The sequence below is a fragment of the Mesonia hippocampi genome (genome assembly GCF_014197445.1).
In the GTDB taxonomy this organism is placed as follows: domain Bacteria; phylum Bacteroidota; class Bacteroidia; order Flavobacteriales; family Flavobacteriaceae; genus Mesonia; species Mesonia hippocampi.
This window is the reverse complement of record NZ_JACIFO010000003.1, coordinates 246,704-266,966: the sequence shown is the minus strand read 5'-3', so window position 1 is coordinate 266,966 and position 20,263 is coordinate 246,704. Positions and strand designations below refer to the sequence as shown.

12 protein-coding genes are annotated in these 20,263 nt (G+C 37.7%); 5 read left to right on the top strand and 7 right to left on the bottom strand.

Annotated elements, in window-relative coordinates:
• Positions 1-7,517 (bottom strand): choice-of-anchor Q domain-containing protein (locus GGR32_RS05400; protein ID WP_281372602.1); only part of this gene is annotated, 7,517 nt, incomplete at its 3' end.
• 16 nt (positions 7,518-7,533) lie between these two features.
• Positions 7,534-8,142 (bottom strand): fibronectin type III domain-containing protein, encoded by a 609-nt coding sequence (locus GGR32_RS05395; RefSeq protein WP_183477164.1) that lies wholly within the window; start codon positions 8,140-8,142, stop codon positions 7,534-7,536.
• A 613-nt stretch (positions 8,143-8,755) separates the two neighbouring features.
• On the opposite strand from GGR32_RS05395, the gene GGR32_RS05390 reads away from it, so the two are divergent.
• Positions 8,756-10,438 carry a coiled-coil domain-containing protein gene (locus tag GGR32_RS05390; RefSeq protein WP_183477163.1) on the top strand — a complete coding sequence of 561 codons (1,683 nt, stop codon included), beginning with the start codon at positions 8,756-8,758 and terminating at the stop codon, positions 10,436-10,438.
• Here GGR32_RS05390 and GGR32_RS05385 read toward each other — a convergent pair.
• The 3 genes from GGR32_RS05385 to GGR32_RS05375 form a co-directional block, all read right to left on the bottom strand.
• The gene (locus GGR32_RS05385) at positions 10,435-11,061 is read right to left on the bottom strand and encodes a response regulator (RefSeq protein WP_183477162.1); all 627 of its coding nucleotides are present in this window, start codon (positions 11,059-11,061) and stop codon (positions 10,435-10,437) included. The two genes, GGR32_RS05390 and GGR32_RS05385, sit on opposite strands and share 4 nt — an antisense overlap.
• 2 nt (positions 11,062-11,063) lie before the next feature.
• On the bottom strand, positions 11,064-13,001 hold the full coding sequence (locus GGR32_RS05380) for a sensor histidine kinase (RefSeq protein ID WP_183477161.1): 1,938 nt from the start codon (positions 12,999-13,001) through the stop codon (positions 11,064-11,066).
• Between the two features lie 185 nt (positions 13,002-13,186).
• Positions 13,187-14,512 (bottom strand): metal-dependent hydrolase family protein, encoded by a 1,326-nt coding sequence (locus GGR32_RS05375; RefSeq protein ID WP_183477160.1) that lies wholly within the window; start codon positions 14,510-14,512, stop codon positions 13,187-13,189.
• A gap of 369 nt (positions 14,513-14,881) precedes the next feature.
• Here GGR32_RS05375 and GGR32_RS05370 point away from each other — a divergent pair, with 369 nt between their 5' ends.
• From GGR32_RS05370 to der, 3 genes are all read left to right on the top strand, one after another.
• A complete protein-coding gene (locus GGR32_RS05370; RefSeq protein WP_183477159.1) occupies positions 14,882-15,379 on the top strand; it encodes a DUF2867 domain-containing protein in 498 nt (165 codons plus the stop codon).
• Positions 15,380-15,528: 149 nt separating this feature from the next.
• Positions 15,529-16,413, top strand: a complete 885-nt coding sequence (era, locus tag GGR32_RS05365; RefSeq protein ID WP_183477158.1) for a GTPase Era — start codon at positions 15,529-15,531, stop codon at positions 16,411-16,413.
• 64 nt (positions 16,414-16,477) lie between these two features.
• The gene (gene der, locus GGR32_RS05360; RefSeq protein ID WP_183477157.1) at positions 16,478-17,779 is read left to right on the top strand and encodes a ribosome biogenesis GTPase Der; all 1,302 of its coding nucleotides are present in this window, start codon (positions 16,478-16,480) and stop codon (positions 17,777-17,779) included.
• Positions 17,780-17,849: 70 nt separating this feature from the next.
• Here der and GGR32_RS05355 read toward each other — a convergent pair whose 3' ends face one another.
• Positions 17,850-18,293 (bottom strand): adenylyltransferase/cytidyltransferase family protein, encoded by a 444-nt coding sequence (locus GGR32_RS05355; RefSeq protein ID WP_183477156.1) that lies wholly within the window; start codon positions 18,291-18,293, stop codon positions 17,850-17,852.
• A 57-nt stretch (positions 18,294-18,350) separates the two neighbouring features.
• On the bottom strand, positions 18,351-18,740 hold the full coding sequence (locus GGR32_RS05350; protein ID WP_183477155.1) for an SPOR domain-containing protein: 390 nt from the start codon (positions 18,738-18,740) through the stop codon (positions 18,351-18,353).
• 224 nt (positions 18,741-18,964) lie between these two features.
• On the opposite strand from GGR32_RS05350, the gene GGR32_RS05345 reads away from it, so the two are divergent.
• A complete protein-coding gene (locus tag GGR32_RS05345; protein ID WP_183477154.1) occupies positions 18,965-20,257 on the top strand; it encodes a c-type cytochrome in 1,293 nt (430 codons plus the stop codon).
• The last annotated feature ends 6 nt before the right edge of the window (positions 20,258-20,263 follow it).

Genomic DNA, 20,263 nt, shown 5'->3' with positions numbered 1-20,263 from the left:
ATGCGCGTTTGGTCTGCTAAGATGTTATCGGCATGCAATAAACTAATGTCTAACATCGCGTTAGTAGGATTGTACACATTAAACACGTTGGTAGGACTTTGGCTTGTTGCTTTATTCTCTTCCTTAAACAAAATCGAAGCATTGGCATTGTTTGCTGTAGCTAAGAAAGCGGCTTGCCCAGGTTGTAGGTATTGGTTAGCAGCAGAGGTAGTTGGTAGCGGACTTCCGTTGCTTAAATCTACCGTGGTGTAAGCACCTTCGGTGTTTAAGTTAGGGTCCCACACCCAGTAATAATTGGTAGCAATGTTGGTTGATTGTATTGCTACTTGACTCATATCTACCGTAGCTTGGTACGGGTTTCCTACAAAGTTAAATCCGCCAGCAGTTCCACTCAGGTTGCTTAGGCTAAAGTTTCCTGTGTGTAAGCTACCTTTAGCTCTTAAGGTGGTAGCCGTTGGTGTTGCTGCATTCGAAGTTACATCGATGCTACGGTCACCACGTACATACAAGCGGTAAGCTTTCCCAATAGTTAAGGTATTCACATCGGTATTGGTGATAGCACTCCAAGTTTGGGTGGCATTGTCGAAATCAAATAAAGAGGCATTACCACTAGGCGTTGCATCAAAACCGTTTAAACCAGCTGCATCTCCTGTAATATGCGTACCAAAACCAGGCGTAGGATTATCGGTGTTGTTTAAAGCACCTTCTTGCCAGTTTGTATGGATATTATCGGTACTATTCACGGCAGACGATAAGAACCTAAAGGCTCTTGTTCCGCTAGGAATATAACGTTGTACCTCTGCAGGGTTTCCGGTGATGCTTGCTCCTTCAGGAAGCTCGGTTAATTGACCAGTGGCGTTGGCATTGCTTAAGAATAATAAATCTCCGTGATTGGTTAAACTTGTTTGGAAACTTAACTCTCCTAATACAGATAGGCTTGCTCCTGGGTTGATTACAATGCTGTAAGCTTCTGCTGAGTTTGTAGCAGCAACCAAAGGTTGGTTGATAACTTGGTCTATAACGGCATTGCTGGTAGTGCTAGGTAACCCACTTGTCCAGTTTCCTGCGGTATGCCAATCGGTATTTATGCTACCTGTCCAATAGGTTTTTATTCCATAATATTCATAAGCTCCGATGTCTATAGTACCACCAAACAAACGTGTATTTCCTGCTAAGTCGGTATCGTTATTTAGGTCTCCACCTGCGTTGGTGTAAGCGGTATTATCTCCTGCATCTATGGCTGAGCTATTGTATTTTAAGCTATAATCAGCGTTAGCAGGGTCTGTAAAAATATCGGTTTCGCTTAAACCTGTAGCATCGATGTTGCCGTTGGCAGTACTGCTATTTCCTTGTATTAGTGAGTGTTTTGCGGTGTAATTGCTGCCATCTATACTTCCCCAAACAATGCTGTTGTTCCAGAAGGTCCAGCCATAAGCATAAATAGCATTCGGACTATTTCCTACAATAGTCGTATTGGTAAAGGTTCCATTTCCTGACATGTTGAATATTCCGCCGCCTCGATAAGTTGAGTTATTCTTAATGATATTCACATTGGTTAAGCTAGGCGAAGAATAATAACCATTATACATCCCACCGCCTTGATTTGCTGTGTTGTTTGCAATTGTTACATTGGTCAAGCTAGGCGAAGAATAATTAGTATTATACATCCCCCCAGCATTAGCTGCTGTATTGTTTGCAATGTTTACATTGGTTAAGCTTGGTGAAGAATAATTATTGTACATCCCACCGCCATAATGTCTCCATATAATTTGTCCGTTAACGGTTATATTATTACTTCCACTAGCATTTCCTCCAGTAAGGCTAAACCCATCTAGTAAGGCATTACCTACATTACGCGCTGAGACAAGTACATGGTAAGCATTTTCGGTGTTATTACTAAAACTAAGCGAAGCACCGCTACCTGTAACAACATCATCATTGTTAAAATCTCCACTTAAAATACTTCCTGTGGTTTCAGAAAAATCTCGGGTATGACTTAAGTTGGTAACACCATTGGTAGGGTCAAAGCCTCCGTAGAGCTGTACGTTTTTAACCATGACAAAAGCGTTGTCACGGTTTCCGTTGTTGGTATATTGTCCATCGGCAGCATTGTAAAGAGGCAAATAAGTGCCTTTGGCTATATAGATTTGTAAACTATCGTTTTGTAGCCAGTTGTTGTTAGCATCGTGTTCTGTTCTTGCCCATTTTAGGGCATCGGCAAGTTCTGGGATGGCGTTTGCCCAAGAATCTCCAGTTTGTGTACCTCCAGTAACATTTTTATCTACATAAAGAATGTTGTTTGCATCTGGGCTAATAATAATATGTTGGCTTTCAAAAGCTCCGATGTCTATAGTACTACCAAACAAACGTGTATTTCCTGCTAAGTCGGTGTCGTTATTGATATCCCCTGTATAAAGACTATTACTACCTGTATTTGTAGCAGGGCTTCCATCTTTTAAGCTATAATCAGCATTGGCATGGTCTGTAAAAATATCAGTAGCGCTTAAACCTGTAGCATCGATGTTGCCGTTGGCAGTATTGCTATTTCCTTGTATTAGTGAGTGGTTTGCAGTGTAATTACCGTTATTATTAACTATACCTCCCCAAACAATAGAGTTGTTTATGGTTAAGGAAGAGGTATTATAGATCTCGTTACCATTAGTTGTTGCGTGATTTATTGTAATAGTTACGTTGGTTAGGCTAGGCGAAGAGTTGTTTTCGGTATAAATTCCGCCTCCATAGTCTGCAAGGTTCTCTGTAATGTTTACATTAATTAAGCTAGGAGAGCAATTTTTGTTGTTACGTATTCCTCCTCCGTTATTAAGGGCTTTATTTTTAGTAATAACTACATTGGTTAAGCTTGGCGAAGAGGAATCAAAATTATAGATTCCACCTCCATGGCTTGCGTTGTTTTTAGTAATAGTTACATGGGTTAAGCTAGGCGACGAAGATTTGCTATACATTCCGCTACCGTGACTTCTATATATATCTTGCCCGTTAACGAGGATAGGATTAGTTCCATCTGCATTTCCTCCAATAAGGCTAAATCCGTCTAGTAGGGCATTGCCAAGATTACCTGCAGCTATAAGTATATGGTGAGCGTTTTCGGTGTTATTACTAAAACTAAGCGAAGCACCGCTACCTGTAACAACATCATCATTGTTAAAATCTCCACTTAAAATGCTTCCTGTGGTTTCAGAAAAATCTCGGGTATGGCTTAAGTTGGTAACACCATTGGTAGGGTCAAAGCCTCCGTATAGTTGTACGTTTTTAACCATCACGAAAGCATTATCGCGGTTGGCATCATTGGTGTAGTTTCCATCATTGGCATTGTATAAAGGCTTATACGTACCTTTGGCTACATAAATTTGTAGGGCTTGGGTGTTAAAAACCGAGCTATCTGCATCTTGTTGTGTTCTAGCCCATTTTAAGGCATCGGCAAGTTCTGGGATGGCGTTAGCCCAAGAGTCTCCTGCTTGTGTACCTCCGGTAACATTTTTATTTACATAAAGAATGTTGTTAGCATCTGGGGTTAAAATAATGGCAGGGGTTTGGCTTTCAAAAGCACCCATGTCTATTATGTTATCATACAAACGCGGATTGCCAGCAAGGTCGGTATCGTTATTAATATCACCTGTATAAAGGCTGTTATCTCCTGTATTTATAGCAGGGCTCCCATCTTTTAGGTTGTAATCAGCATTGGCAGGGTCTGTAAAAATATCGGTTTCGTTTAAGCCCGTAGCATCAATATTGCCGTTGTTTGTATTATTATCTCCTTCTATTAGCGAGTAGCTAGTGGTATAGGTACTGTTATTGTAGTTTGTGTTCCCCCAAACAAGTGTGTTGTTTATGGTTGCTGCTGAATTGTTTTGAGAGTGCATTGCACTAACCTGGTTTGCTGTATTTCCTGCAATAGTTGCATTGGTTAAACTAAGTGAAGAGTTATCATTTGCTAGTCCACCTCCAACATTAGTTGCTATGTTCCCTATAATGCTTGCATTGGTTAAATTAGAAGACGAATTATTCCAATTTATTATTCCTCCTCCATTTTCTGCGGTATTTCCTGAAATGTGTACATTGGTTAGATTGAATGTAGAGGAGTTGCTATATATTCCACCACCGTTATTGTTAGCTATGTTTCCTGTAATTTCTCCCTTGGTTAAATTAAGTGTAGAGGAGTTGCTATACATTCCTGCTCCAGAACTCGCTGTATTTCCTGAAATGTGTACATTGGTTAGATTGAGTGTAGAGGAGTCGCTATACATTCCTCCACCGCTATTGTTTGCTGTGTTTGCTGTAATAGTTACTCCGGTTAAGCTTGGTGAAGAGTTATAGTTATTCATTCCGCCTCCAAACTTTGCGGTATTTGCTGTAATAGTTACGTTAGTTAAACTAGACGAAGAATTGTTAGCATTAGCTATTCCGCCACCTGCTGTAATTGCTGTGTTTCCTGTAATGTTTACGTTGGTTAGCGTTGGCGAAGAAGTATTGTTATTTATACCAGCACCTGATTGTGCTGTATTTGCTGTAATAGTTACATCGGTTAAGTTTGGCGAAGAAGCGTTTTGGTTGTGTATTCCTCCTCCATTATAGGTTGTTGTATTTCCTGTAATGCTTAGGCTGGTTAGCGTTGGCGAAGCGCTATCATTAACTATTCCGCCTCCAAAATGTGCGGTGTTGTTTGTAATAGTTAGATTGGTTAGCGTTGGCGAAGCATTATCCGAGTTAGCTATTCCACCTCCGGCTTTTGCATTATTCTCTGTAATGTTTAGGTTGGTTAGTGTTGGCGAAGAGGCGAGGTTATATATTCCCCCGCCAAAATTTTGTCCAACAAGTTCTTGATTAACAGAGATGCCGTAAATACCGTTGGCGTTACCTCTGGTAAGGCTAAAACCATCTAGTAAGGCATTGCTTACATCGCCCGCCGAGATAACTACGTGGTAAGCATTCTCGTCGATATTGGTAATAGGGGTATCTGCGTTTCCTGTTATTATGTCGTCACCATTCAAATCTCCACTTAAAATGCTGGCGTTTGCGGTTATGCTTAAATCACGATTGGCTAAAGAGGTTTCGGTACCTGCAAATCCACCATACAATTGTACATTTTTAAGCATTACAAAGGCGTTATCTCGGTTTTCGTTAGCGCTGTAGTTTGCGTCTTTGGCGCTGTATAAAGGCTTATACGTACCTTTGGCTACATAAATTTGTAGGGCTTGGGTGTTAAAAACCGAGCTGTCTGCATCTTGTTGTATTCTTGCCCATTTTAAGGCATTGGCAAGTTCTGGAATGGCGTTAGCCCAAGAGTCTCCAGAGTTGTTGCTGGTACTGGTGTTTACATTTTTATTTACATAAAGAATGTTGTTAGCATCTGGGGTTAAAATAATGGCAGGGGTTTGGCTTTCAAAAGCACCCATGTCTATTATGTTATCATACAAACGCGGATTGCCAGCAAGGTCGGTATCGTTATTAAGGTCTCCACCTGCGTTGGTGTAAAGGCTGTTATCTCCTGTATTTACAGCGGGGCTGCCATCTTTTAAGCTATAATCAGCATTAGCGGGGTCTGTAAAAATATCCGTAGCACTTAAGGTTGTTGCATTGATGTTGCCGTTGTTTGTATTGTTGTTTCCTTTTATTAGCGAGTAGCTAAAGGTATAGGTGCTGTTATTGTAGTTTGTGTTCCCCCAAACAAGTGTGTTGTTTATGGTTATTGCTGAATTGTTTTGAGAGTGCATTGCACTAATCTGGTTTGCTGTATTCCCTGTAATAGTTACATTGGTTAAGCTAAGTGAGGAGTTATCATTTACTATTCCGCCTCCAACATTAGTTGCTATGTTCCCTATAATGCTTGTGTTGGTTAAATTGAGTGTAGAGGAGTCGCTATATATTCCTCCTCCATTTTCTGCGGTATTTCCTGTAATCTCTCCCTTGGTTAAATTGAGTGTAGAGGAGTCGCTATATATTCCGCCTCCAACATTAGTTGCTATGTTCCCTATAATGCTTGTGTTGGTTAGATTGAGTGTAGAGGAGTCGCTATACATTCCTCCACCGCTATTGTTTGCTGTGTTTGCTGTAATAGTTACTCTGGTTAAGCTTGGTGAAGAGTTATAGTTATTCATTCCGCCACCTGCTGTAATTGCTGTGTTTCCTGTAATGTTTACGTTGGTTAGCGTTGGCGAAGAAGTAAGGTTATTTATACCAGCACCTGATCGTGCTGTATTTGCTGTAATAGTTACATCGGTTAAGTTTGGCGAAGAAGCGTTTTGGTTATGTATTCCTCCTCCATTATAGGTTGTTGTATTTCCTGTAATGCTTAGGCTGGTTAGCGTTGGCGAGGCGCTATTGTTAAATATTCCTCCTCCAAAATGTGCGGTGTTGTTTGTAATAGTTAGAGTGGTTAGCGTTGGCGAAGCATTACCCGAGTTAGCTATTCCACCTCCGGCTTTTGCATTATTCTCTGTAATGTTTAGGTTGGTTAGTGTTGGCGAAGAAGCGTGGTTATATATTCCTCCACCAACATTGTGGCCAATAGTTTCTTGATTAACGTATATGGCGTAAGTCCCGTTGGCGTTACCTCTGGTAAGGCTAAACCCATCTAGTAAGGCATTGCCTACATCGCCCGCCGAGATAACTACGTGGTAAGCATTCTCGTCGATATTGGTAATAGGGGTATCTGCGTTTCCTGTTATTATGTCGTCACCATTCAAATCTCCACTTAAAATGCTGGCGTTTGCGGTTATGCTTAAATCACGATTGGCTAAAGAGGTTTCGGTACCTGCAAACCCACCGTACAATTGTACATTTTTAAGCATTACAAAAGCGTTATCTCGGTTTTCGTTAGCAGTATAGTTTCCGTCTTTTGCACTGTATAAAGGCTTATATGTGCCTTTGGCTACATAAATTTGTAAACTATCGTTTTGTAACCAATTGTTGTTAATGTGCTGTTCTGTTCTTGCCCATAGTAAGGCATCGGCAAGTTCTGGGATAGCGTTAGCCCAAGAATCTCCAGAGCCATTACCACCAATTACGTTTTTGTTTACGTAAAGAATACCATTACTTGGCATTGATATTTGTGCCGTTTGTAAGATGCTGTTAAGCATTAGGCTGGTGTTTGTCCAGGAGTTTATGTAGGTGTTAGCGTCATTTACGGCTAGGTTGCTGTAATGGATGCTGTTATTAGGCATTGATGCTTGTGCCGTTTGTGAGCTGCTGTTAAGCGTTATGTTGGTGTTTATCCAAGGGCTTTTGGTGGTGTTGCTGCTGTTAAGCGTTTGTGTTTGTGCTTGTGTTTGTGCTTGTGTTTGTGTTTGTGTTTGTGTTTGTGTTGTTTTTAGAATTTGGGTAAGTTCTAGGCTGGCATTTTGCCAGGAATCTTCTGGTTGTGTGCCTTCTGCGGTATTTTTGTTTACGTAGATGCTGCTGCTTGGCGATTGTGCCATACCGGGGTAAGCAGCCCATAGTGTAAACAGTAAAATAAATATACCTTTGGTATATAAACCTGTTTGGTAGTAATTTTTCATGATGTAATTAATGTAATTAAAGGATAAAACTTTTTATAGGGTTACTAAATACTTGTTCTTTTGCACTGCCTACCCCTGCTACTTTAAACAGGTATGCAACTCCGCTTTCTAGGTTGTTAATACTTATGTTTGTGCTAGTGCCTACTAGGGTGGTCCAGTTTTCGTCGGTTTCTTTTTTATAGAGGTATAGGTAGCTTTTTGCGCCTCTTATGGCGCTGAGTTTAAGTTTAATGCTGCCTTTATGAGTGGGTTGTACGTTAAAGCCTTTGGGTTTTTCTAATATTCCAATGGGTTCTGGGCGTTTACGTAACGAAAAGCCAGAGCTGCTTAAAATAGCAAGGTTATCGCTGGCTTGCATCTCTGTATATAAAGCAAGCCTGTAAAGCATAGAGGCTAAATTGGCGTGCTTCTCGTCTCTGATAATTTTTGCTGTTTTGTTGCCATCTTGTGCTGCTATGTTGGCTTCATTTAAAATGTTTATAGCTGCTTCTATTTCGGCTAGGCTAGGAATAGGGTTTTCAAAGTTAGGATTCCCTGTCATTTGTTTTACAATGCTAGAGGCTTTCTCTAGTAATAAGCTTGTTTTGTTTCTCGAGAAATTGGTTAAAATTTTATACTTTGCCATAATCCTAATATTTAGGCAACACAAAAAATGTTTGCGCTGCGGTTATTAAGTTATAAAAGTAGAGTTGTTGTGTGTTTTTTTAGGTACGCAAGGGGGGGACAAAAAGGGGACAAATTTTATATGTAAATTATGTATCTGTAAATCAGTTAATTAAGTCTTCTGTATTTTTATAGGTTTATCTAGGTTTTTTGATAAAAAATAAGTATAAAGTGTGTTTTTTTATATTAAAATAACCTAAAACCCGATAGGATTTACTCAAAACTCAATAGGATTTCCTCTAAACTTAATAAGATTTTTTCCGAGCTCGACAGGATTTATTCCAAACTCGACAGGATTTATTCCAAACTTGATAGGATTTACCTAAAACCAAACAAGATTTACCTAAAACCCAACAGGATTTACTAGGAAGTTGATAGGATTTACTAGGAATCTGATGGGGTTTGTTTAAAAACAACAAGGATTTTGTTTAAAAAATGTTATTTTTAACAAAATTTATATAAAAATTTAGGCTGGGTTGAGTGCAAAAAAGAATAGCGTTTTTTATATTAAAACTCAGTAAGGTAGATTTATTGTAAAACAATGGTTAATTTTACAACTTATCTGAAGCTATATTATGTACCGTACAATTAACATTTTATTGTATACACTTATATTGTGCCCTGTAATGCTCATGGCTCAAGTTACTTCTGTGCAAACTTTAGAAAAGCATATAGAAACTTATAGGGCTTTACCCATAACAGCTTTAACCAAACACTATTTAGAAACCCCCCAAGATAAACAAGCATTACATATTATATATAACGTTGTACTTGCCGAGAAGTATGCCGCCCAAACCGATGCCTTAAATGCCCAAAGTACAGCCCACTACCAGGAAGCAATACAGGCGTTAGATAAACTAGATAATCCTGCACTTTCTATCTGGGTAAATACCAGCTGTGGGTTTTATTATTATACATATAGCGAGCTAGCTAAGGCGTATAATTACTTTTTAAAAAGTTCGTTCCAATTAAGAGAGGTACCTAGCAATAATTTATTGCGCCCTACAGAAGTGTACCTTCGTAATGCCTATTTTTTTGGAAATATAAACGAGCCAGAAATGGCAATTTCCTATTTAGAAGCAGCAAAAAAAATAACCCCCAAAAAATCTAAAACCTATGCCGAAATACTTTTTTCGCTTGGTTACCATCATGCGCTATTAAATAAAACAAACCTAGCCGAAGAGTATTATACCAAAGCCAAATGTATAGCCCAAGAAATAGGCGATGATGTGCGTAAAGCAAAAGCTTTGGGCGAGCTAGCAATAATTGCTATAGAAAAAAAAGAGCTAACTACGGCAGAAGAGCTCCTGCTGGAGGATATAAAAATTTCTAAAAAAGAAGGAGATTACCGCAACAGCATGTATGCCCAAATATTGCTAAGCGAGCTTTACCTGAAACAACAAAAGCTAGAAAAAGCAAAACAAAATATAGCCGAAGCCGAAGCTTATGCAAAATCTAAAAATTACTTAAAAGGTTTTGAAAAAGAAATAATAGAACATAAAATTCAGTTAGCCGCCTTAGAAGGCGATACGCTAACAGAGCTAACCAACCATAGGGCTTTAGACGAAATATACAAGCACCTTGCCGTAACAGACGGGGAGGAGGTAATTGTGAAAATAAACCAAAACCTGCAAAACCAAAACTTTGCTTTACAATTGGCGGCAAAACAAGCAAAATTAGAAAAAGCAAAACTATTGCGTATTACCCTTATTGTGTTTTGTAGTTTGTTATTTATAGTATGTGTATTGGCAATTATACTGTATAATAGAAAACTAAAGCTTCAGGAAACAACCTACCAACGTAATGTGCTAAGCTTTAGGTTAGAAAAAAGCGCTTCGGAAAAAAGGCTAGAAGAAACCCATAAAACCCTAAAAAGCTATAAAAGGTACTTGCAAGAAAAAAATGAACAGGTAGCAAAGCTAGAAGTACAGATAGAAAAGATAGGGAAATCTCCCTCAAAATACCTAGAACGGAAAAATAAATTGTTACGCCAATTGCTAGAAGAACATTTAATGACAGACGAGAATTGGTATGCCTTTAAAGAAGCGTTTATAAAAGAACAATCTGATTTTTACCTTAACCTAAAACAACAACTTCCGGACCTTACCGAATCTCACCTGCGTATTGTTATTTTACAAAAAATGGAACTTAACAATATAGAGATAGCTAATATATTAGGGGTAACCCCCGCGGCTGTAAAAAAAGCAAAACAGCGTTTGCGTAAAAAGTATAACGAAAGTTATGATGCGCTTTTCTAATCAAATATAGTAGGTTGTTGCTTTAGCCATATAATTAACGCATTTGGTGTAGAGCCTAAACCTAGTTTTCTAATAATATTACTGCGGTGTTTCTCTACTGTGCGTTTAGATATAAATAGCTCTTCGGCTATTTGTGTGCTGGTAAGGTTTTGGTTGATGTATTTAAGTATTTTTACCTCGGTGGTAGAGAGTTTTGCCAATGTTTGGCTAGCTGTATTAAGTTGTGTGTTTTTTTGTAGCCGTTTACCAATATAAGTATCCCCTTGTTGGATGGTGTTTAGGCAGGTTTCTAGTTCTTCTAAAGCGGCATCTTTAGTAAGGTAAGCCGTAAGGCTTTTGCCAACTTCATGCAATAAGCTTTCTTGTTTGTGTAGGGTAAGTAGCACTACTTTGGTGGCAAGCTTGTTGTGTTTAATTTTTAAGGCAATTTCTTGTCCGTTAAGCTTGGGCATATCGTAATCTAAAATAGCAATATCGGGTTTTAGTTTTACAATAAGGTTGTAGGCTTTTTGTCCGTTGTTGGTGGTAGCGAGTATGGGGTAATTTTTGCTGCCGAGAAAATCGGTAGTTCCTTTTAGAATTAAAGGGTGATCGTCTGCAAGAAGAATGCTGGGTTTTTTCATGCTTAAATAGGAATAGAAATTTGTATGCAAGTGCCTTTTTTAGGGGAAGCGGTAATTTGTAATTCGGCCCCGAGAAACTCTGCCCGTTCTTTAAGGGTTTTTAGCCCTAAGTGTTTTGGGCTTTTAAGTTTTTTGTTTACATCAAAACCAACACCATTATCTTTAATTGCAAAGGTTAAGTTTGTTGGGGTTTCTATCATGCTAAGTTTACAAGCATTAGCTTTGGCATGTTTTTCTACATTGGTAATACATTCTTGCAGTATGCGGTAAATAAATATTTGCTGTTCTATGCTAAGTTGTGCTTGTGTAGGTTTAAGCTCTTCCGAATAAAATACCGAAGAGTTTTCTTGGAAGGCAGCTATCATGTTTTGTAACGCGCCTATTAAACCCAGTTGCTCAAACTGAAAGGGGTGTAGGTTGTGCGAAATTTCTCTAATCTCATCGATGTTTTTTTGGATAAGCGCTAATTCCTTAGTGCTAGCATTGGTACGCAATAAATTGTTTTTGATAAGAAGTAAAGACTGCCCAACCCCATCGTGCAGTTCTCTAGCAATACGTTTCCGTTCGTTTTCTATATGCTTAATTAAGTTTTGGGCAAACTGCTTGCGCATGTTTATTTTTTTGATGGAGAACTGCCGAGCCCTCCAAAAATAAAAAACTACCGATAGCCCTATAATAAGTATACCACCCAAAAGCGCCCATTGATTAGTAATGCGGTTTTTTGCATTAAGCAACTTTATATCTTGGTTTTGTTTTGCAATTTCTAAGTCTTTTTTTTCGGTTTCAAATTGTGTTTGTACGTAGGCAAACTTTTTGCGCGATGCTGCTTTATTAATAGAGTCGGTTAAGCGGATGTATTCTTTAAAATACCTTAGGGCTTTTTTGTTGTTTTTTTGTTGTTCGTAAATTTCTGCCAGTAAAAAATTAGCACGAATTACATTTTGCCAATCGTTTACGTGGTCTAAGTTGTTTAATATATGCAAGGCATGTTGTTCGGCATCGTGTAAATTACCATTTACCAGGGCGTTTCTGCTTTTAGCAAACGTGTAGTAGGTATTTATAAAAGGGAGCCTGGTGGTTTTGTTGCCCAACATTGCATTAAGCTGCTTGAAATAATAATTAGAAGAGTCTTTTTTTTGATGATAAGCGTAACTAGCCGTAGCTTGAGCAAAGCTTAGAATGCTTACAATTTCTTGAATGTCTGCCGTTGGGTTTTTGTGTTTTACAGATTGGCGCACATGGTAGAGCTCAGCTTTTGGGTTGTTTAAAAAATAGGCATCTATGGCGGCTCTTAAATGGGCTATAGCAAGTACTTCTTGGTAGGTGTTGTTGTTTGCTGTATGGAAAATAAAATTTCTTTCCTCCTCGGCTTCATCATATAAGGCATAACTGCTAAAGAGTGTGCTTAAACCGTTTTTGGTCCAAAGTAGCATTAGGGTATCTTTTTGCTGCGAAAAAATTTTCTCTGCTTTTTGGTAGTAGGCTGCACTTTGCGAAAACCTATTTAGTTTGTTGGAGTTTTCGGCAGCTTTTAGGTAGGCATATCCGTAGGCGTAAAGCGTAGAGTCCTGAAGTTTTTCTAAAAACGATATTCCTTCTTCTAAAATGCTAACCGATTTTTTATAGTCTTGTGCATAGGTGGCTGCCTCGGCATAAACAATATAGAATTTTGCCCGCTCTGTAGAGTCTGAGCACTGATTAAGGTAAGGTTTAAACTCGTTTAATAAGGCGTAGCTTTCTTGGTGCTTTAACTCTTTGTAAATTAAATAATCCCCAAGCTTATTGAGGTTGATGAGTGCTTTGTTGTAGTTTTTATGGGTTAGTGCTTTGTGGTATTTTTCTTGGAGTTTTTGTGTACTTAAACTATCTGGGGAAATTAGGGCGCAGGCAGAAACCGATAAAAATAGAAAGAAGAATAGAAAAAGTAGTTTCCGGTACATAAGCGTCATGATTCTGCAGCAATAGTTAACAAAATTAACAAAAAAATGTTTTTTCTTTATGTAAAATCGGTAAAACCTGTATTTATGCTATTGGCAGGAAGCCTATTTGTATGCTAATTGTTTGTGTAAAATAAAAAAGTAGGAGTGTATTACTCCTACTTTTAGACTTTAGGGGAGGTATATTGTTATTTGGTTTTTAAGGTGTTTTTATAAATTTTACCATTTTTAATAATTACCAAAAAGTTTTTTTCTGGGTTGGCAATAAGCGAGAGGTCCTTTAGCGGGTTCCCGTCTACTAATAGGACATCGGCAAGGGCTTGCTCTTCGATAACTCCTAATTTACCAGGGTAAGGGCTGCGTAATCCTGAAAGCTGTAGAAGTTCGGCGTTATCCTGGGTAATCATTTTTAGTATTTCGGCATTGCTAAACCATTTTTTTAGACGTAAAATATAACTGTTTTGGTCTTTGTTAAGTTCTGGCTCGAAAAGAAAATCGGTTCCCCAAGCTAAGTTAACCCCTAGTTTTTTTGCTAACGGCCATACTTTATCTTGCCCTTCTAATACAGGTTTACGCTTTTCTTTACGTTGCTCGCTCATGTTATCGTTGTTATCCATTAAGTTTTGTAGGCTTAACCAGATATTTTTTTCGGCCATTAGTTTTAGGGTTTCTTCGTCAAGCATTTGTCCGTGTTCTATAGATTTTACACCAGCTTCTATGGCACGTTTAATGGCTCTTGGGGTATATGCGTGTACCATTACGTAGGTTCCCCAATCTTCTGCAGCTTCTACAGCAGCTTTCATTTCGTCTAGGGTGTATTGGGTAACATCAATTGGGTCGTATGCAGAGGATGTACCTCCGCCAGCCATAAGTTTTATTTGGCTAGCTCCAAAGCGTAAGTTTTCTCTAGTAGCGGTTAGTACATCATCTCGCCCATCGGCAATAAATGTAGCTCCTAATAATTCGGCACGCGAAGGTTTTCCAAAAAATCTACGTGAGCGTTCTTCTGGAGTTCTAAAATCTCCATGACCTGCAGTTTGGCTTATGGTTGCTCCCGAGGGCCAAATACGCGGTCCTGTAACCTTTCCTTTATCGATGGCTGCTTTTAACGGAAAAATAGGACCTCCAGCATCGCGAACACTTGTAAAACCACGCATAAGCATTTCGTGTGAGTTGGTTCCTACTTTAGCAAGCAAAACATCCTCTGTCATATTAGGGTCCATAAGTTGTTGCATGGTTAAGGCGCCAAATACCATGTGTACATGCGCATCAATAAGCCCAGGCATTAAGGTTTTGCCTTTACCGTTGATGCTAATAAAATCTTTGTTTTTGGTAGAAATGCTTGAGGCACTTATTTTCTGAATTTTACCATCGCTAAGCAATACATTCATTGGCTTGGTTAAAGAAGCGGTGTTGTGATCTAATAGCTTAACGTTTTCGATAAGAATATCTGTTTGTGCTATTAAAAGAGAGGTGCTCATTAAAAATAGAGCGAGAATACTTTTGAGTTTCATAAGCGGTATAGAATTTTGGTTGTTTTTACTTCTGCAAGGTATTTACCCCTGCGCATTATAGCGTTAAGGGATTTGTTTTTTTGTTCTATTTTAATGAATATTGATTGTGTAAAAGTGTTTTGACTGCTAAATTGGTGTTTCTATATGTTGTAAATTTACATATTTAGTATGTAAGAAATATAGTTTTAAATAGAAAATGTCCTTTTGGAAAAATGTAAGGTTTTGCTAGATAAAGCTTGCTTATACTAGGGCAGGTGAGGCCGATAAATCTTTTTATGAAACAATTAACCTTAAAAGGAATAACTTGAAAATAAGTTGTTTCTATATTTGTAATATTAATGTGGTTTAACCATTATAAGTGTTAATTAAATGACACTAAAAGTAAAAGAAGAACAAACAGTAGTTACAGAGGGTATAAAAGCAATACTTCCTAAAATAGATTTTGCCGATACATTTTCTACTACAAACCATACCCATACCATAGCAGAAATTACAAACCTTATTTTTAACACAACCCCCAGTTGGGTAAAAGCTTTATTTACTATACGTAACCGTATTGTAGGCTTATTTGGTTTAACAACAAAACCTCCTGCAGATTATAATACCGAGTATAAAGTAGGCGGTTATATTGGTTTTTTTAAAATTTATGCGTTGGCAAACAACCAGGTTATTTTAGGCGCAAATGATACCCACTTAAATTTTCGTGCCGTAGTAAAAAATAGCGATCAAACTTTTGGAAACATTAAGGTGATCACATTAGTAGAGTACAATAATAAAAAAGGGAAAATCTATATGCAGCTTATTAAACCTTTTCATAAATTGGTTGTTAAGCGCATGGTAAAAAACGCTTATGTGGTAACGCCTTAGGCGGAAGCTTACTGGTGTTATACTATAATATTTTTATTGAAAACTAAACAGTTAAGAGCTTTCTGAGTTAAAAAAACACATAGTTTTAGGTTTTTTATAGGCTAAAGAGCCGAAAAAAGCTTGTATCTTTGCCGAAATAAAAATAATTTATGGCACATAAAGCAGGTTTTGTAAATATTATAGGGAATCCTAACGTGGGGAAATCTACCTTAATGAATGCTTTTGTAGGAGAGCGATTATCTATCATTACATCTAAAGCACAAACTACCCGTCACCGTATTTTAGGTATTATAAACGGAGAAGATTTTCAGGTAATGTTAAGCGATACTCCTGGAATTATAAAACCAGCCTACGAATTACAAAATGCCATGATGGATTTTGTAAAAAGTGCTTTTGAAGATGCCGATGTGCTAATTTACTTAGTAGAATTAGGTGAAAAAGCACTAAAAGATGAGCAGTTTTTTAATAAAATAGCCCATGCCAAAATTCCAGTTTTATTACTGCTTAATAAAGTAGATAAAGCAACAGGACAAGAAGACGTAGAGCAGCAAGTAGCCTTGTGGCAAGAAAAACTCCCCAATGCAGAAGTGTTTGCAATTTCGGCACTTGAAAATTTTGGAGTACCCCAAGTATTTAATAGAATACTAGAATTATTGCCAGAGTCGCCAGCCTTTTACCCTAAAGATGCCTTGACTGATAAACCAGAACGCTTTTTTGTAAACGAAATTATTAGAGAAAAAATACTTTTACACTATAAAAAAGAAATACCTTATAGCGTAGAAATAGAAACAGAAGAGTTTAAGGAAGAAGAAGAAATTATTCGTATCCGAAGCATTATTATGGTAGAGCGCGATAGCCAAAAAGGGATAATAATTGGACATAAAGGTTTGGCATTAAAACGTGTGGGGGCAGAGTCTAGAAAAGATTTAGAAGCGTTTTTTGGTAAAAAAGTCTACCTTGAGCTTTACGTGAAAGTAAATAAAAACTGGCGTAGTAACCAGCGTCAACTTAAACGCTTTGGTTATAATAATTAAATAAAGTACAGAGAAATTCTTTTGTAAGAAAAATAAAACTAAGCACTAAATAAGGGAAAGATAAATGAGTATAGTAGCCATTGTAGGAAGACCAAATGTTGGAAAATCTACGTTTTTTAACAGACTAATCCAACGTAGAGAAGCCATTGTAGATTCGGTGAGCGGAGTAACAAGAGATAGGCATTATGGTAAATCCGATTGGAACGGACGTGAATTCTCTGTAATTGATACCGGAGGATACGTAGTAGGAAGTGACGATGCCTTTGAAGCAGAAATAGATAAACAAGTAGAATTAGCCATTGAAGAAGCCGATGCTATTATCTTTATGGTAGATGTAGAACAAGGAGTTACCCCAATGGATGAGGATGTAGCTAAACTTTTACGTAAGGTTAAAAAACCTATTTTTCTTGCCGTAAATAAAGTAGATACCGCATCTAAAGTAGAATCTGCTTACGAGTTTTACAACTTAGGCTTAGGTGATTATTATACCATTGCGGGAATAAGCGGAAGTGGTACGGGAGATTTGCTAGATGCTGTAGTTGCTTCCCTGCCAGAAGAAAGTGCTAAAACAGACGAAGATCTGCCACGATTTGCCGTAGTAGGAAGACCAAATGCAGGGAAGTCGTCCTTTATTAACGCACTTATCGGTGAGGATAGGTATATTGTTACCGATATCGCAGGGACAACGCGCGACTCTATAGATACAAAATACAATCGTTTTGGTTTTGAGTTTAATCTTGTAGATACCGCAGGGATTAGACGTAAAGCCAAAGTAAAAGAAGATATCGAATTCTACTCGGTAATGCGAAGCGTTCGTGCCATAGAGCACGCAGATGTTTGCTTATTGGTAGTAGATGCAACAAGAGGTTTTGATGGCCAAGTACAAAACATATTTTGGTTAGCACAACGTAACCGAAAAGGAATAGTAATTTTAGTAAACAAATGGGATTTGGTAGAAAAAGAAACCAATACCATGAAAGCCTTTGAGGAAACAATACGCAAAGCCATAGAGCCGTTTACCGATGTACCTATCGTATTTATTTCTGTACTAAATAAACAGCGTATTTTTAAAGCGATAGAAACCGCTGTTGAGGTTTATAACAACCGTAGTAAAAAAGTAAAAACAAGTCAGCTAAACGATGTGTTGTTGCCTATTATTCAAAATAATCCACCACCAGCAACAAAAGGTAAATATGTAAAAATAAAATTTATTACGCAGTTACCAACGCCGCAGCCACAATTTGCATTTTTCTGTAACTTGCCCCAGTATGTTAAAGAGCCTTACAAGCGTTTTCTAGAAAACCAACTCCGAAAACATTTCGATTTTACAGGTGTTCCAGTCTCGGTATACATGCGAAAAAAATAAAAATTAAAAAGCCGACTCAATAGTTAAAATTGAGTCGGCTTTTTTATACGCTAAACTAAACTAAAATAATTTAGCTAATGTTTTTTATCTTGGTTGTTTTGCTTTTCTCTTTTTCGGCTACCTCTTTTCTGAGGTTGGTGCTAGAAAACCGGTGGTCTCTAGAGTTGTAATATAATTTAATCCCTTTTTCTTGGCAATACTTTCTGCCAGTAAAGTTTTTATCTTTATACTCTACTCCAATAATACGTACATCTACGTTAAATGATTTTAAGATGTCTTCTAAATCTTGTTCTGTAGTGTATGGTACTATTTCATCTACATATTTACATCCTTTTAATTGGATGTAACGTTCTACTACGGTTTGTGTAGGTTTATTTTTTTCTGGTCTATCTATTGTAGGGTCTGTTTGTAGGCCGGCTATAAGATAGTCGCATTGTAGCTTTGCTTCTTCTAGCATTTTAATATGCCCTGCGTGTAACAAATCAAAGGCACTAAATGTTATTCCTATTTTCATAATTTATGGTTTAATGTCTTCAAATATAACAAAACTTCTTAACTATAGTGCTGTTTCTTATTTTTTTGGACGTATAAGTAAAGCACTTTTAAAGTCTTCTTTAAGTTCAATAAAGCACTTTTCAGCATCAAGGCTGTTTGTGTAATTTCCTGCCCATACTTTGTAGTTGGGCGATTGGTAAACTATGTTTGTAGGAATGCTGTCATACTTATTATGAAATCTATTCCGAATTTTTACAGCTTCCTCTCTTGAAGAGCCATAGAATAATTGAATGGTGTACCGGTTTGTAAAGTCGTTTTTTTCGGTCATTTTATTTTTCAGTACTAGCAATTCATCAACCAATGGGTCAACATTTATTTGTTGGGAAGACTCTTGTGCGTTGCTAGAAATAAAGAAGCTCAAAAAAAACAAAATGTTTACAACTCCTAATAGATTGATTCTTTTCATATTAATATATTTTTTCGATTACAAAATTAATATTTATTTACAAGCATAGGTTGATTTCACTATTTAGAAACAGTATAAATTACATATTAACACTTCACTAACATTCCTAAAATCATCTTTAAGTGTTACTTTTGTGCTTAAATTTTACCGTGCATTTTGGTAACTTATTAACAGATAAAAGCTTATCAGATTGCATAAAAATAAGATGTTAATTTAACTGTCATATGGAAAAGGTGAATATCCGCCATTCAATTTCAAAAAGACTGCTGTTGCTTCTAGCGGTTTTCTTATCGTTTTCTCAGCTAAATTATTCTCAAGACGACGGGGGTTCTTCCTTGGGAGATCCAGCAAAAGGGAAAGAATTGTTTAATTCTCAGTGTGCTGCTTGTCACAAGCCGTATGCTCGTTCTACGGGGCCAGCTTTGCATGGTATTACCGAAAAACGAGATATAGATTGGCTTTATCGTTGGATTAGGAATAGTGCAGAGATGATAGCTGCTGGAGATGCAGATGCTATTGCGATTTTTGAGGAGTATAATGAGACTCCGATGACTGCGTTTCCGCAATTGTCAGATCAAGATATTAATGATATTTTAGCTTATGTAGAGCAGCCTAAGCCAGAGCCGCCTGTTGCTGCTGCTGGAGAGGCTGCGGCTGGAGCTGGAGCTGGAGCTGGTGTTTCTACAAATATAATCATGGCTGCGTTAACTTTTGTGTTGCTGTTGTTGGTGATTATTTTAGTATTAGTAAATAAAACGCTGACAAGATTTGCAGAAGCAAGTGGGGTTGAATTGCCAGAAGAGGAGGCTAGAAAGCCTTTGTGGAAAGCTTTTGCTGAAAACCAATTCTTAGTGCTTTCTTCTTCAGTAATCTTGTTGTTGGTTGGTGCATATTTTGCTTATGGTTACTTGATGCAGGTAGGCGTAGATCAAGGGTATCAGCCAGTGCAGCCAATACATTTTTCACATAAAATACATGCGGGAGATAATGGCATAGATTGTAAATATTGTCACTCTTCTGCTCGTGTTAGTAAAACTTCAGGTATTCCTTCGTTGAATGTTTGTATGAATTGTCATAAATCTGTAAGTGAGGTTGCGCCAGAAACAGCAACAGAGGAGTATAGTAAAGAGTTTTATGATGGTCAAATAGCAAAACTATACGAAGCTACAGGTTGGGATCCTACAACGCAATCTTATTCAGGAGAAGAGAAACCGGTAAAATGGGTTCGTGTGCATAACTTGCCAGATTTCGCATACTTTAATCACTCGCAGCACGTAACAGTGGCGGGAGTAGATTGTCAGAAATGCCATGGTCCTGTAGAAGAGATGGAGATTTTAGAGCAGTATGCGCCATTAACTATGGGTTGGTGTATCGAATGTCACCGTGAGACTAATGTGAAGATGGAAGGGAATGAGTATTATGAAAAAATACATGAGGAGCTATCTAAAAAATACGGTGTAGAAAAACTTACGGCGGCTCAAATGGGAGCGTTGGAGTGTGGTAAATGTCACTATTAATTAATT